The organism is Shewanella aquimarina, from assembly GCF_023349185.1.
Lineage (GTDB): Bacteria > Pseudomonadota > Gammaproteobacteria > Enterobacterales > Shewanellaceae > Shewanella > Shewanella aquimarina.
In genome coordinates, this window is sequence record NZ_JAKIKY010000003.1 from 117,868 (window position 1) to 131,107 (window position 13,240).

The following is a 13,240-nucleotide window of genomic DNA, read 5'->3' on the forward strand; positions in this document are numbered from 1 at the left end:
ATGTCTGCTGATAAACCTATTGTCTGGACCATTGCCGGTTCAGACAGCGGCGGCGGTGCGGGCATTCAGGCGGACCTGGCGACCATGACAGATCTTGGTTGCCACGCTTGTAGCGTGATAGCCAGTGTGACCGCGCAAAACTCTGTGGCGGTGAATGGTGTCGAGCCGGTGAGTGAGGCCATCTTGCTGGCTCAGCTCGACACCCTGCTGGCCGATCTACCACCCAGGGCGATAAAGATAGGGCTGCTCGCCAATCAGCGACAGATCCATCTGGTGGCCGACTGGCTGTTGACTCATATTAGGCCGCTCAGGACGAAAGAGGGTCAGCCTATCCCTGTGATCCTCGATCCTGTGATGGTGGCCTCATGCGGTGATGCGCTTGCAGCGCAAGTGAAAACGCAAGGGGAAGAGGGAGAATCCTCAACGCAGCCAATGCAAAGTCAGTCAAAGCAAGGCCTGCAAATGCAAGTACAGCCAAAGCAAGGCGGCCTGGATTTCACTCCCTTCAGGGGAGTGCTAAGCCTCATCACCCCGAACCTTAGCGAGTTTGGCAGATTGCTGGGAGAAGCCACAACATCGAGGGATGAGATACTCCCCCAGGCTAAGATGCTGTCAAACCAGTTAGCCTGTCATCTGCTGATCACCGGCGGCGACAAGGGCGCACTCTGGCAAAACGAGTGGGCAGAGGACCTCTTCGTCTGCAACGAGGTGGCGCACACCTCGACGATACACCAGCATAGAGGGTTTCGTCTGAGTAGCGAGCGAGTGGACAACCCTAACCATCATGGCAGTGGGTGCACCTTGTCATCGGCGATAGCCTGTTTTCTTGCCCAGGGGCTGGTGCTCCACGATGCCATTTTGATGGCTAAGGCCTATGTGAGCCAAGGCATCAGGTTCGCGAGAGCCGTTGGCGCAGGAGCCGGCCCCTTGGCACACTGTGGTTGGCCTGCCGGATTAACATCTTTGCCTCTGATTGTCGATGCACAGATGCCTGCCAACGCGGCGCAGCCGTTTAACTTTCCCAAGCTACAACGCCCCATCGGCGTCTACCCCGTGGTCGATAGGCTAGAGACCCTGGAGCAGGTGCTGGCAGCAGGTGCCAGTACGGCTCAGCTAAGGATAAAACTTGTCGATGACGGGCGAGCTGATATCAAGCCTGTTGGCGCCCCTGATGAATCGGCGCTAGAGGCTTTGATCAAAGAGGCTATCGCACTGGGCCGAGCGTATGATGCTCAGGTGTTTATCAACGATTACTGGCAGCTTGCGCTCAAGCATGGCGCGTTCGGTATCCATCTGGGTCAGGAAGATCTCTGTAGCGCAGATCTCGAGGCGATCGCCAAGGCGGGCATAGCGCTGGGGATCTCCAGCCATGGGGTATTCGAGATGGCATTGGCAAGTCAGCTCAACCCTTCCTATCTGGCGTTAGGCCATATCTTTCCCACGCCGACCAAATCCATGCCATCCAATCCTCAGGGACTTAAGCATCTCGCGCACATGGTTGCGCTGTGGACGCCCAATTGCCCACGAGTGGCGATTGGCGGCATAGATGCGTCACGTTTGGGTCAAGTTAAGCAGACCGGCGTAGAGGCTGTTGCCGTGGTGCGGGCCGTGACTCAAGCAGAATCACCGGGCGAGGCCTATCGTCGGCTCGCCAGCATGTGGGAGGTGGCTCATGGCGCTCGATGACAAAGCCTTTATCCAATATTCGCGGCAGATCATGTTGCCCGAGGTCGGCGAGCAGGGGCAGCAAAAGTTGATGCAGGCGAGCGTGGCCATCGTCGGTGTCGGCGGCCTGGGTCAGCTCTGCGCCCAATACTTGAGTGCAGCCGGTGTCGGCAGACTCACCCTCATCGATGATGACAGAGTCGAGCTCAGTAACCTGCCTCGCCAGATGCTCTTTGGTCAGGCGGATTGTGGTCAGTACAAGGCCAGCGTGGCGGCAGGGAGGCTTAAAACGGGCGATTGCCAGGTGCGTGAAAAACGGGTGCGGCTCGATGATAGCAATGCCCAGGCGCTGCTATTTAATGCCGATCTGGTGCTCGATTGTAGCGACAACTTCGCCACCCGCCATAGCGTGAACCGTGCCTGCGTGGCATTAAAGAAACGCCATGTGGTGGCCTCGGCCGCACAGTTTTCCGGTCAGTTGATGGCGTTTGATCTCAATGAGGCGCCGCAACTTGGCTGTTATCACTGCCTGTTTCCACAAGAGCTCAAGGTGAGTGAAAGTTGCAGCACCATAGGTGTGCTCGGCCCTATGGTGGGCTGTATGGCATCGATGCAGTCACTCCTGGCAATCAAGCTATTGCTGGGTTTACCTGGCTTAGGCCTGCTGAACAGGTTCGATGGGTTAACGGGTGAGATGCAGCGGCTTAAGCTCCGCCGTGATCCAGATTGCGCCGTCTGTTCGGCGAAAGAGACGGCGGTAGAAGTAGCGCAAGAGACGGCGTCAGGAGATAAAAATGAATGAGATAAGCATAAGTTTAAATGGACAGCTAATTCAGGTGCCCGTCAGTACGAGTCTCGAAGCCATGCTAGAAGCTCAGGCGGTCGCACTGGACAGCATCGCCCTGGTGCGTGGCGGCGAGGTGGTCCCCAAGTCGACTTGGTCTGAGGTTGAGTGTCAGGCCGATGATGTCATTGAAATATTTGGTGTAGTGGCAGGAGGTTAATATGTTAACGATAGGCGATAGTCAGTTCTCTTCCCGCTTGTTTACCGGCACGGGTAAGTTTGCCAGTGCCGATCAGATGTTGGCAGCCTTGGCGGCCAGCGGTTCCCAATTGGTGACCCTGGCCATGAAGCGAGTCGATCTCAAGGCGGGCTTCGATGACATCTTGGCGCCCATACGCCAGAGTGGCGTCAAGCTGCTGCCCAATACTTCGGGTGCGCGTAATGCCAAGGAGGCTATTTTTGCCGCAGAGCTTGCCCGAGAGGTGCTGGGGACTTCCTGGATAAAGCTTGAGATCCACCCAGATCCCAAATACCTGATGCCGGATCCCATAGAGACCTTTAACGCCGCCAAGGTGCTGTGTGAGCGCGGCTTTACGGTTTTGCCCTATGTGCATGCCGATCCTGTGCTGTGTCGCAACCTAGAGTCTGTGGGCTGTGCGGCGGTGATGCCACTCGGTAGCCCCATAGGCTCAAACCGTGGCCTGGAGACGGCGACCTTTCTAAAGATCATCATAGAACAGGCCAGTGTGCCGGTTGTGGTGGATGCGGGGATAGGCTCTCCTTCTCAGGCGATGGCGGCCATGGAGATGGGGGCAAGTGCCGTGTTGGTTAACACGGCCATTGCCGCCAGTCGCAATCCGGTCAAAATGGCGCTCTGTTTTGCCGATGCCGTCGCCACGGGTCGCAAGGCCTATGAGGCTGGCCTGGCTCAGGTACATCAAAGGGCGATGGGCACCAGCCCCCAGCAGGCGCTTACCGGCTTCTTAACGGAGTAGATCTATGAGTTTCTTGGAAACGTTGAGTGGACTTTCCCGTGAAAAGCTGCGCATGGCGCTCTATTCGACCACCGCTGCCGAGGTCGAAGCGGCAATCGAAGGAGAGCAGGGTAACTTAAGGCATCTTCTGGCACTGTTGTCGCCTGCAGCCGAAGCCTACCTCGAACCCATGGCGCAGCGAGCCGCCGCCTTAACCCGGCGCCGCTTTGGTCATAACATTGGCCTGTATCTGCCGCTCTATCTCTCTAATCTGTGCGCCAACGAGTGTGACTACTGTGGTTTTACCATGAGTAACAAGCTCAAACGTAAGGTGCTCAGTTTCGATGAATTGGCGGCTGAGATGGCGGTGATCAAGCCCCAGGGGTTTGATTCCATCTTGCTGGTATCCGGCGAGCACGAGACTAAGGTTGGCATCGACTATTTCTCCGAGGTCTTACCCCTGGTGAAGGCAGAGTTCAGCCATGTGGCCATGGAGGTACAGCCACTGAGCGGCGAGCACTACCGTATCTTGGTCGACAAAGGGCTGGACGCCGTGATGCTGTATCAGGAAACTTATGATCCAGAGACCTATCGTAAGCATCACCTGAGGGGCAACAAGCAGGATTATGGCTATCGGCTCGCCTCGCCGGAGCGGATAGCCGAGGCGGGTGTCGATAAGATAGGGCTTGGGGTGCTATTAGGACTCGATGATTGGCGCATGGACGCGCTCTTGATGGGCTATCACCTGGATTATCTCGAAAGGCGCTTCTGGCGATCACGTTACAGCATCTCACTACCCAGGCTAAGGCCCTGTGTCGGGGGGATCGCGCCTAAGGTACAGTTAACCGACAGAGGTCTGGTGCAGCTCATCTGTGCCTTTCGCCTGTTTAATGAGCAGCTTGAGATCAGCCTGTCCACTAGGGAAAGCCCGAGTTTGAGAGATAACCTTCTCGGACTTGGCATCACCCAGATGAGTGCCGGTAGTCGCACCGAACCCGGTGGCTATGTTAATCCGGCGGCTCAGCTGGATCAGTTTGAGATCAGCGATGAGCGCAGTGCATCTGAGGTTGCCAGCGTACTACGCGGGCGAGGATTTACCCCTGTGTGGAAGGACTGGGAGGCTGGCTGGATAGACGCAAGCTAACCAATTCAAGGAGATAGCCGGGCCCACTGCCGGGCTGTACTTTGACTGGGTTTTGATTAATAATTAGCCGTAAGTGTGACTCATGAGAAAGGGCCCTAGATTATGGAAATCCCATCAAGTTTTTCATCCGGTCTTGCCGGTTTGCAAAGTGCGCAGTCTGGCTTGACTCAGGCCACTGTGGATGTTGCTAAACCCAGCCCGCAGCAGGCGAGCGAAGCCGGTGGTACAGAGACGGCTAATCCCGTTAACGCCACAGATAAAACCCAGGCCCTGGTCTCGGCTATCGAATCTAAAAACCAAGGGGAAGCCGCGGTAGAAGTGTTAGAGGCCGCAAACGAGACCCTAGGTACAGTGATAGATATAGAGGTGTAAGTCCGTGGCCGGCGCCATGACTACGCCATCCTTAACGGCAATGCGCCTGAGCGCGTTGCCGTCTTCTTCTGCTCCAAGTTACGCTCTAGCTTCCTCTTCAGCCTCAAACTCTGGTTCTATGTCAGGCTCAAAGTCTGGTTCAATTTCAGGGTCAATTTCAGGGGCAATTTCAGGGTCAATTTCAGGGGCAATTTCAGGCTCAAGGTCCGGTTCGGTCAATTCGGCGCCAGTTGTCGCTAATCGCGCGGCAAGCGCAAGCCTCAAGGCGAACACGGCAGGTTCTTTGCTGACACTTTCGGCTATCACTACCAGCGTTACTTCCAGCATTTCCAATTCAGGTAGTTCATCCGGCCAAGGGGGGTACAGCCTCTCTCGTGGCCCCCTTGGGATTGGAGGATTGCTTAATCAAGTCACCAGTCCGGGAGTCGGTGATGACGGTGCAGGCTCCCATCAAAGCGTATTTTCGGGAGCAAGTGGCATAGGAAAGCAAGCTACAGATTCACGTGTGGGTAATGGCTTGCCAAGCGCTGATCCCGCTAGAGGCATTGATAGAGAAGGGCGTGACACTAATGGTGCCAGCGCAGTTGATGATGAAAAGCCCCGAGTCGATATTTTTGGCCGAGCGGATGAAACATCTGATGAGGCGTACAATCCCTTTGCCGATGAGCAGCAAGATAACGCGGGGCGAGAGAATGGCCTAGGGCAAGAGGCTAGTCCAGGGCAAGATCCCGAGCTTGCTCGTCAGGAGGCTGAGCTGAAAGAACTTTCGCGACGCGACGCCGAGGTCAGAGCCCACGAGCAGGCCCATGCCAGCGTCGGCGGCACCTTTGCGCGCAGCCCAAGCTTTAAGTATGAACAGGGCAGCGATGGCAGGCGTTATGCGGTGGATGGTGAGGTGTCGATCGATATCTCCTCCATTCCCGGCGACCCGTTAGCGACACTGAATAAGATGAAACAGGTCTATGCGGCGGCGATGGCGCCAGTGACACCTTCGATGGCCGATATTCGGGTGGCGAGCGAAGCCCTGCGTAAGATGAATACGGCGAAGGCGGAACTGGCAAAGACGCGCCAGGAAAGCGCCATTTCCCCACAGCAGACGCAGCCACTTATCGATGCTGGTAAGAGCGAGCAGCAGCGCCAGTTGCCCGAGCCTGTGATCCCAAGGGTGAGTGGTAGTGTGGATGAAGAGGGCAAGATCTCAGGCGCGAGAGTCGACTCACCGTCGCCACTCGATGATGACATCTCACCGTCGCAATCGATAGAGAGGATAACCCGTCATATCCTTGCATCCGATGGCCTTGTCTTTACCTCTGAAGCCCTGTCGATGCGTTATCAATCGGGCGAATCTCAATCTTCATCATTCACTTTCACCCTCTAAAACCGAATGATTTTTAAGGATCAACTGTTCCAGCAGCTGTGAGGCGGGCCCTTGCTTGTCGCGATTGGGAATAACCAAGCTCAGGGGCACCTGGCGATGAGTCGACCCCCTCAGGGTCAATCGGGCCAGGCGACCTTCCTTGATGGCGTCGCACACCAGATGGCTGGGGATCCAGCAAAAGCCCAGGCCCTTGGCCAGCACGACTAAGGCCTCATGAAAATTGGCTACCGTCCAGCGCCGTTCGGCCTTGAGCCAACCCAGTTCACCGCGGGCGATCTGACCCGTATCTTTGATCACTATTTGCAACTGCTCCGCCAGGGTTTGATCGTCCAGGGGCATCGCCATGCTTGCCAGAGGATGGGAAGGGTGGCAGACCAGTTGAAAATCCACATTGCACAATGGCTGGGCCAGGTGGCCTTTCGGCGGCGTGCCGCCTATGATGGCGAGATCCACGGTTTCCGACTCCACCAGTTCGGCGCTGCCGCTGATCACCGAGTCTAAGACTGTGATGCGGGTGCCACGTCCCAGAGGTTCAAACTCGGCCAGGGCGTCGATGAGGTGTTCCATGGGATAGATTATTTCCCTGGAGATCAACAGACTCGGTTCCCAGCCCTTTTCCAGGTTGCTGGCTAACTGCTCTAGCTCGCTCACCGAGCGGGTGATGTGACGCGAACGTCTAAGCAGTACCTCGCCGCTCTCGGTGAGATAAGCCTTTCGGCCTCTCACTTCCAGCAAGGCAACCCCTAACTGGGTTTGAAGCTTGGCCACCGCATGGTTGAGAGAGGACTGGCTCTTATTAAGCTTTTCTGCCGCCTGGGCGTAGCCACCGTAGTCGACGACGGCCTGTAGAATACGCCATTGCTCGAAGGTCGATTTAGCCTGACTCATGCTGATTCTGGACTCCTAATGTTTAACGCCCTGAGATTTCGTTTTCTCGGCTTTTACGCCATCGCCGTCGGTTTTTATGCTCACCAACTTAGGCAGATATTTCTTGGTTGCCTTGAGTCGATGGAAATAGGGGCCCTGATGTAGTGTCTTGGGCCAGTCCAGCAGCATCATGGCTAATACGTTGCGATGCTCGCCCAGGGCAAGATCGGGATTACCTCGGGGTGAAGGGATGGTCTGCACCTTAGGATCGAAGGCCGCCATGATGTGGGCCTGGGTCTTCTTCACTACGGGATTGTCCGACATGCCTGCCAGGTGGAAGCTTATGCCGACTTCGGCGATGATATCGTCGGTGGCATCGCGCAGGATCCTGTCTATGTTGGCCTCGAAATAATCCAAGATCCAGGCAAATTCCTTTCTATCGACCGGATGCTGATAATACTCGCTGGCGGCGAAGATAAAGTGGGTCATGCCGTAGATCTTATTGCGAAACTGCTTCTTGTCGAGCTTAGCATCGCGGCTCAGGGGATAGACTCGATTGAAACCCGCCTTGTACTCCTGCAAATAGTCGCCCACACCGAGCTGCTTGGCCCAGTAGACATAGTTGACGAGCTGCGCGGCCCAGGCTTCGATCATCGCCTTGTCTGTGAGCCCGCGTTTAAGGTCGGTCGCCTTTAGGGCCTTGACCAACTTGTCGTAACAGGGGCCTTGCAGGCCGAACTCGTCGATACGACTGGAGAACCTCAGTAGCACGTCGGTGTAGAAGAGAAACTCAGGGAAGGGGGCGAGCGCCTTCTTACGCGCCTTGGCTCTGGGGCCTTTACCCAATACATCGATGGCCGCCTGAGCCTCATTCTCTATAAAACCAGGCTGGTCCAGCCGACAGGCATAAAATGCCTGAGACTCGGTGACGGCGTATAGGTCGACTAAAGCGGCATTGGCATACTTATCATCTCCCGTCATGCGATAGAGGCGGATACCATAGTGCCCCTGCACTCTAGGAGGGAGTTGATAGAGATGATCTTCAAGGTTCTGTTGAATCGCCTGCTTGACCCCTTGTGCATCCAGCGAGTTGGCTGTCTTTGCCGAGGCTGGCAGGCTAGGGAGCAGCAGGGCGGAGGTGAGTGCGAGTGCCCTAAAGATTCTAGTGTACGGGCTTAAGTTGAACATCTTGGCTCCTTTCTAGGATGGTGGCGACTGACTGTGCACTGCCAAAAATCAAATTGAGTTGCTCATCGAGAGACAGTTGCTGCTCGTTGATGAGGAGGAGTTCGAACACGACCTTATCTTCCTGGTGAGTGTCGCTCAGGATCTGCTCTGCTAGGCTCCGGTGCCACAGAGAGAGATAATAGAGGGGGCCCTGGGTGACGGCGCCGGTAAAGCTAAACAGGGCATCATCGGCTTCAGGCCAAGGCTCGCCGAAACTCAGGGAAAATTCCTGATTTAGGTCGCGATAGAGGCGATGTTCGGGTGCCTGATATGCCCGCAAGGCTAGCTTGCTGCGAAACACCTTGAGCTGGGATGCAAACGCCTTGAGCTGGGCTTCGCGGCTATCTCTGGGCAACTGGGGAAGCAGCCGCTTCGACAGGTATTGACTCAGCCAGAGGCTGGCGATCGCCTGGCCATCGCCTAAGGTGTTGTTGAGGTAGTAACGCCCACCTGTGAGCAGGCGAGAGACCATCTCGGCGGCGGCGATGATCAGCTGCTCTTGACCGCGATAGTCATCGAGCTCATCTGGCAGCGTGAGGGTGAGCTGGCCAAACTGTTGACCCACTACGCTTTGCCTTAGGGGACTCAACTGGGTTTTTGCCCCTCGATGAGTCGCCGCCTGGCTGAGAAAGATATCCCCCAGCAATCGCCCCTGGTGCCACAGACGCAGCATGTCGGTGTTAATGGTCTCAAACTGCAGGCCAAATGGCTCAAGCTCTTGCTGAATATCACTCAGCAGCTGTCGACCCGACAGGGGCCGAACCTCGACTTTGGCAAGGTCGGCAAGCACAGCGCCTAGGCGCCAGGGGGCAGGCGCTATCCGGGTTTGACTGTCTAGATATCGTTTGACCTGCTCCGGGCTCGCAAGTTGCTGATGGCTGAGTGCCCAGCTGGCATAGTCGAGCGCATCATGCTCCTCTGCTACCGCCTGTTTGGTCTCGAGGATGAGGGACATGGCGGCCAGGTTTTTCTGCTTGGCCCGAGTTTGGTAGGCCTGCCATACCTGGCGCTTACAGGCCTCATCTGGCTGATGGATCAGATAGCTGGCGATTGAGTTATCGAAGGCCTGCGCCTGAGCCTCTTTGGATCTAGCTTCGTCGGATTTAGCTTCATCGTCGAGGCGACACCGGCTCTCACCTATGATGAGTGACAGATCTTTCTGTCTTAGTCCATGGGCGATACTTGCCTGAGCGGTATGGATCTTCGCCTTCTGCACCTGGTCAATCTGCTCGGCTATCTGCTGCGTAAGCCGCCGGCCGAGTTGGCGGAGATCTGACACTTGGCTTTGCGCCCATTGTCGGCTCTGTGTTTTGAGCCAAGGGTCTTTGGCTAGGCGCTCAAACTCATCGGCGAGATGCAGCTGACACTGCAATAAGGCCTCTTTATCCTCGGCATTCAATGGATAGTGACGATAGAAGCGCACGCTGTCTTTGAGATTAAACAGGCCTAGCAACTCGCGCTCGAGCCTCACGCTGGCGTCTTGTGGTGTGTCGCTGGTCTGAGCCTGGGACAGAGATACCTGGTAGTCGATGCACTGCTTGCTCAGCAGTGTGATAGGAGAGGCGGCCTGGGCCGCCACGCTGTAGTTAAGCGCCAGGCAGACTGCTAAAATGCGTTTTAGCATAGGCGACGCGCTCTTCCACTGACATAGATTGGTTTTTCATCTGCTCGACATGCTTAAGTCGCGGTAGCAAGCCCTGGGCATTGGCGATCTGAATAGCAAGACCCGGGCGCGCATTCAGCTCAAGCAGCAAGGGCCCCAGCTTTTGGTCCAGCACCATGTCTGTGCCCAGATACCCCAGCTCACTCATCTCATAGGCCTTGGAGGCCGTATGCAAAAGGGTATCCCAGTGAGGCACCTGGATCTCGGTGAGTTTCTTGTCGGTATCCGGGTGCAGGTCTAGGGGGCGGTCAAACTGTACCGCATGCAGGCCTCTGCCGGTGGCGATATCCAGGCCGACGCCTACTGCTCCTTGGTGCAGGTTGGCCTTACCATCGGATGCGGCCGTCGATAGTCTCAGCATCCCCATGACGGGGAATCCCTTAAAGACGATCAGGCGAATATCGGGTACCCCCTCGAAGGAGTAGCCGTCGAAAACGGGATCGAACTCGATGAGCCCCTCGACGATGGCCACATCTGGCTTACCGCCAAGAGAGAAGAGGCCACTGAGTATGTTAGAGATGTGGCGGTCGATCTCGCTGGGCGTGACCTCGTGGCCATTAGGCTTAAAATAATGGCCATTCTCTACCTTAGTGATCACCAAGATCCCTTTACCGCCGGACCCCTGTGAGGGTTTGATCACGAAGCCATCGCGGTTGTTGACCATCTCTGGGATATGCATGATCTCATGTTGCTGGCAGACGGTACCGATGAGCGCAGGCACGGCGATGTCGTTCGCCAGTGCCAACTGCTTGGTGGTTAACTTATCGTCCACGCGCTTGTAGAACTTGCGTTGGTTGTACCGACCTATGTAGTCGATATTACGCTTGTTCATGCCAAGCACGCCGTTATCCCTTAGCCTTAGCGGATTTGCAAATAGCATGGTTACTCTCCCGCTAAAGGTCTAAAGCGTCTAAGTTCCAATAACTTATAACCTGTGTATTGGCCCATCAACAACACGGTTGCCAGAATCACCAGGTGAATCCCCAGGAAGTTAAATACCCAGTGTTGTACCCAGGTCGCGCTCATGGCCAGGTAGGCTAAGGTGGCGACAAACAGGCTACCACCGCCCTGGACCATCACTTCTTTAGCGCCTTCCTCCTCCCAGAGGATAGACATACGCTCGATGGTCCATGCCAGGATGATCATTGGGAAGAAGGTGATGGTGAGCCCTTCGCTCAGGCCAAACTTGTAAGAAAGCAGGGTGAACAGGCCTATGATGCCTATCACCACTATGATCACCGCCGAGATCCGCGAAATAAGCAGGAGGTTAAGATCCGACAAATAGGAGCGGATCATCAAACCGAAGGCGACGATCAACAGGAAGCCGATAAGGCCGGTCAGCAGGGTGGTCTGAATAAAGGCCAGGGCGATCAGCACGGGCATGAAGGTACCCGAGGTCTTGATGCCTATGATGACCCTGAGGAACACCACCATCAGCACGCCGATAGGGATCAGCAAGATGCCTTTAAACAGGCTCTGCTCTTCCAGCGGCAACTGGTAGAGGGAGAAGTCTAGGGCATCCTTGTTCTTCAGCATGTCGATAGAGGTCGCCAGCGCCGAGCGGGTGTCTTGCAACATGGAGAAGTTCACCTGAGAGTTGACGCCGCCAACGACATCCAACGTCGATTTTGCGGTTCTGTCCCAGATAAGCAGGTTATCAGGACGTCCCTGAGTACCATCGTTGGGGTTGAAGATGAGCCACTGTCCCTGGTGGTAGACCTCCACATAGTTGGACAGTTGCTGACGGCGACGCTGATCTTCTAAAAATAGCCCGCTGACCTTCTTGGCCGGGATCCCCTTGCTGTTAAGCATGCGGATGAAAAGATCGGGACGTGAATTGCTGGTGAGAAGCAATTCCAGATTCTGGCTGCGCTCGGTGGCGTTGAAGCTCTTGTTGAGCTGCTGGGCAAACGAGAGGTTGGTCGCGCTGCGTGACCAGATCTCGCTCATCACCTGTTCGGCGGCGGCCTTCTCTGTGGCAGACCAGTTGTAGGCCTGGGGTGTCTCGGGCGCTTGTTCGGCTGGGATCTCATTCTTGCCGGTCGGCACTAAGGTGACCTTGTAGTAGAGATCTTGCTGACCTATCGCCTCTCGCGTCGACCAGGTGACCTGGCGACCGCTATCAGCCTGAGTAACCGACATGCCGTAGCCCGGCGAGGTGGCGTTTTCCGCTAGGATCTCGAAGGCTGGATCGTTAGGCAGCGAGAAGGTGACCTCGGCGGGTTCGCCGGTGCCTTGAAAACTGACCTTGGCATCTACCGCCCAGCTCTGTACCTGTTCGCCCGGAAGGAAGGGCACATTGTGTTCGATGCCACGATAGACACTGGCGGCTATGCCTGCGATAAACAGCAGGACGACTAAGATATAAAAAGGTTTTTTAGAGTGCATCGAGTCTACATCCTATTATTTTGCTGTTTTTGACGGATTTTTCTTACCGTGCACAAAATTCTGACCCACATCGACAACTGCTATGTCTTGCATAAACTTACGTCCCAGCAGCAGTTGATAGTCGAGATGGCTACGATCCACTAGGTTAAGGTCGGTTTCCGCCTTGTAATTGCCAATCTGCAGATGGGCATGGATCACCGGGCGTCTGTCATTCTTCTCATCGGCATCCTGCTTGATACGAACGAAGCGCTCCACCTTAGACTCGAAGGTCTGCGATGGCTTGTCGGCGCCTTGGGTGAAGACGTCGAAGCGTACCCACTGCTTACCATTGCGCTCGAACAATATGATGTTGTGAGCATCAAGCGATGATGATTCTGCGCCGGTATCGATACGAGTCTCGAAGCCTGCCTTGATCTCATCGACATAGACATGTTCTACCGCGCCCAGAATAAACTTGTCGCCGATGGGCGATGGGTCGCACTGCACCGGGACCTGTACCACCTGCTTCTCGGGCTGAGTCCTAACGGCGGCCACCTGCTTGGACAGTTGCTCCAGCTGGGTCGATAGGGAAGTCAGCGCGGCCTGCTGCTCGCTTTGGTTGGCGCTGATTAAGGTGACTAGTTCGCTCTTTTGCTCACTCAGGCTTGCATTAAAGGTGTCGATGTCGACCGGGGCGGGCTGCTCAGGCACTTGAGTTGCCGCGCAGCCTGCAAGGCTGGTTACCAGGGCGAGAGTTGTCATCTGTTTTAACATAGTGCTTCCCGTTTACTATTTTCGT

At 55.8% G+C, this 13,240-nt stretch carries 14 protein-coding genes; 7 read left to right on the forward strand and 7 right to left on the reverse strand.

Going from position 1 to position 13,240, the window contains the following annotated elements; genetic code table 11:
• The 6 genes from thiE (at position 1) to L2731_RS04725 (ending at position 4,939) form a co-directional block, all read left to right on the forward strand.
• The gene (gene thiE / locus L2731_RS04700; protein WP_249252073.1) at positions 1 to 1,686 is read left to right on the forward strand and encodes a thiamine phosphate synthase; all 1,686 of its coding nucleotides are present in this window, start codon (positions 1 to 3) and stop codon (positions 1,684 to 1,686) included.
• Positions 1,673 to 2,467, forward strand: coding sequence for a HesA/MoeB/ThiF family protein (locus tag L2731_RS04705; protein ID WP_249252074.1), 795 nt, complete (start codon positions 1,673 to 1,675; stop codon positions 2,465 to 2,467). The genes thiE and L2731_RS04705 overlap by 14 nt, the downstream gene beginning before the upstream one ends.
• Positions 2,460 to 2,669, forward strand: coding sequence for a sulfur carrier protein ThiS (thiS, locus tag L2731_RS04710; RefSeq protein WP_239883593.1), 210 nt, complete (start codon positions 2,460 to 2,462; stop codon positions 2,667 to 2,669). Before L2731_RS04705 ends, thiS begins: the two co-directional genes overlap by 8 nt.
• 1 nt (position 2,670) lies before the next feature.
• On the forward strand, positions 2,671 to 3,444 hold the full coding sequence (locus L2731_RS04715) for a thiazole synthase (RefSeq protein ID WP_249252075.1): 774 nt from the start codon (positions 2,671 to 2,673) through the stop codon (positions 3,442 to 3,444).
• Between the two features lie 4 nt (positions 3,445 to 3,448).
• Positions 3,449 to 4,567, forward strand: coding sequence for a 2-iminoacetate synthase ThiH (gene thiH, locus L2731_RS04720; RefSeq protein ID WP_249252076.1), 1,119 nt, complete (start codon positions 3,449 to 3,451; stop codon positions 4,565 to 4,567).
• Positions 4,568 to 4,669: 102 nt separating this feature from the next.
• Positions 4,670 to 4,939, forward strand: a complete 270-nt coding sequence (locus L2731_RS04725) for a hypothetical protein (protein ID WP_041511152.1) — start codon at positions 4,670 to 4,672, stop codon at positions 4,937 to 4,939.
• A 78-nt stretch (positions 4,940 to 5,017) separates the two neighbouring features.
• Here L2731_RS04725 and L2731_RS04730 read toward each other — a convergent pair whose 3' ends face one another.
• Positions 5,018 to 5,266 (reverse strand): hypothetical protein, encoded by a 249-nt coding sequence (locus L2731_RS04730; protein ID WP_249252077.1) that lies wholly within the window; start codon positions 5,264 to 5,266, stop codon positions 5,018 to 5,020.
• A 70-nt stretch (positions 5,267 to 5,336) separates the two neighbouring features.
• Between L2731_RS04730 and L2731_RS04735 the strand changes: the two genes are divergently transcribed.
• Positions 5,337 to 6,317, forward strand: coding sequence for a putative metalloprotease CJM1_0395 family protein (locus L2731_RS04735; RefSeq protein ID WP_249252078.1), 981 nt, complete (start codon positions 5,337 to 5,339; stop codon positions 6,315 to 6,317).
• On the opposite strand, the gene L2731_RS04740 is transcribed toward L2731_RS04735, so the two are convergent.
• The 6 genes from L2731_RS04740 to L2731_RS04765 are packed head-to-tail and all read right to left on the reverse strand — an operon-like array spanning position 6,297 to position 13,215.
• A complete protein-coding gene (locus L2731_RS04740) occupies positions 6,297 to 7,205 on the reverse strand; it encodes a LysR family transcriptional regulator (RefSeq protein ID WP_041511154.1) in 909 nt (302 codons plus the stop codon). The two genes, L2731_RS04735 and L2731_RS04740, sit on opposite strands and share 21 nt — an antisense overlap.
• 15 nt (positions 7,206 to 7,220) lie before the next feature.
• Positions 7,221 to 8,372, reverse strand: coding sequence for a DUF3541 domain-containing protein (locus L2731_RS04745; RefSeq protein WP_249252079.1), 1,152 nt, complete (start codon positions 8,370 to 8,372; stop codon positions 7,221 to 7,223).
• Positions 8,347 to 10,035 (reverse strand): hypothetical protein, encoded by a 1,689-nt coding sequence (locus L2731_RS04750; RefSeq protein WP_249252081.1) that lies wholly within the window; start codon positions 10,033 to 10,035, stop codon positions 8,347 to 8,349. Before L2731_RS04750 ends, L2731_RS04745 begins: the two co-directional genes overlap by 26 nt.
• Entirely contained in the window at positions 9,998 to 10,954 is a 957-nt protein-coding gene (locus L2731_RS04755; RefSeq protein ID WP_041511157.1) for an alpha-L-glutamate ligase-like protein, read from the reverse strand. Before L2731_RS04755 ends, L2731_RS04750 begins: the two co-directional genes overlap by 38 nt.
• 2 nt (positions 10,955 to 10,956) lie before the next feature.
• Positions 10,957 to 12,462 carry an inactive transglutaminase family protein gene (locus tag L2731_RS04760; RefSeq protein WP_239850630.1) on the reverse strand — a complete coding sequence of 502 codons (1,506 nt, stop codon included), beginning with the start codon at positions 12,460 to 12,462 and terminating at the stop codon, positions 10,957 to 10,959.
• Positions 12,463 to 12,477: 15 nt separating this feature from the next.
• Positions 12,478 to 13,215 (reverse strand): ATP-dependent zinc protease family protein, encoded by a 738-nt coding sequence (locus L2731_RS04765; RefSeq protein ID WP_249252082.1) that lies wholly within the window; start codon positions 13,213 to 13,215, stop codon positions 12,478 to 12,480.
• Between the last annotated feature and the right edge of the window lie 25 nt (positions 13,216 to 13,240).

Bases quoted from the DNA above. Each gene is read 5' to 3' on its own strand.
- thiE (WP_249252073.1), top strand. From the start codon at position 1: ATGTCTGCTGATAAACCTATTGTCTGGACCATTGCCGGTTCAGACAGC.
- L2731_RS04705 (WP_249252074.1), top strand. From the start codon at position 1,673: ATGGCGCTCGATGACAAAGCCTTTATCCAATATTCGCGGCAGATCATG.
- thiS (WP_239883593.1), top strand. From the start codon at position 2,460: ATGAATGAGATAAGCATAAGTTTAAATGGACAGCTAATTCAGGTGCCC.
- L2731_RS04715 (WP_249252075.1), top strand. From the start codon at position 2,671: ATGTTAACGATAGGCGATAGTCAGTTCTCTTCCCGCTTGTTTACCGGC.
- thiH (WP_249252076.1), top strand. From the start codon at position 3,449: ATGAGTTTCTTGGAAACGTTGAGTGGACTTTCCCGTGAAAAGCTGCGC.
- L2731_RS04725 (WP_041511152.1), top strand. From the start codon at position 4,670: ATGGAAATCCCATCAAGTTTTTCATCCGGTCTTGCCGGTTTGCAAAGT.
- L2731_RS04730 (WP_249252077.1), bottom strand. From the start codon at position 5,266: ATGCTGGAAGTAACGCTGGTAGTGATAGCCGAAAGTGTCAGCAAAGAA.
- L2731_RS04740 (WP_041511154.1), bottom strand. From the start codon at position 7,205: ATGAGTCAGGCTAAATCGACCTTCGAGCAATGGCGTATTCTACAGGCC.
- L2731_RS04745 (WP_249252079.1), bottom strand. From the start codon at position 8,372: ATGTTCAACTTAAGCCCGTACACTAGAATCTTTAGGGCACTCGCACTC.
- L2731_RS04750 (WP_249252081.1), bottom strand. From the start codon at position 10,035: ATGCTAAAACGCATTTTAGCAGTCTGCCTGGCGCTTAACTACAGCGTG.
- L2731_RS04755 (WP_041511157.1), bottom strand. From the start codon at position 10,954: ATGCTATTTGCAAATCCGCTAAGGCTAAGGGATAACGGCGTGCTTGGC.
- L2731_RS04760 (WP_239850630.1), bottom strand. From the start codon at position 12,462: ATGCACTCTAAAAAACCTTTTTATATCTTAGTCGTCCTGCTGTTTATC.
- L2731_RS04765 (WP_249252082.1), bottom strand. From the start codon at position 13,215: ATGTTAAAACAGATGACAACTCTCGCCCTGGTAACCAGCCTTGCAGGC.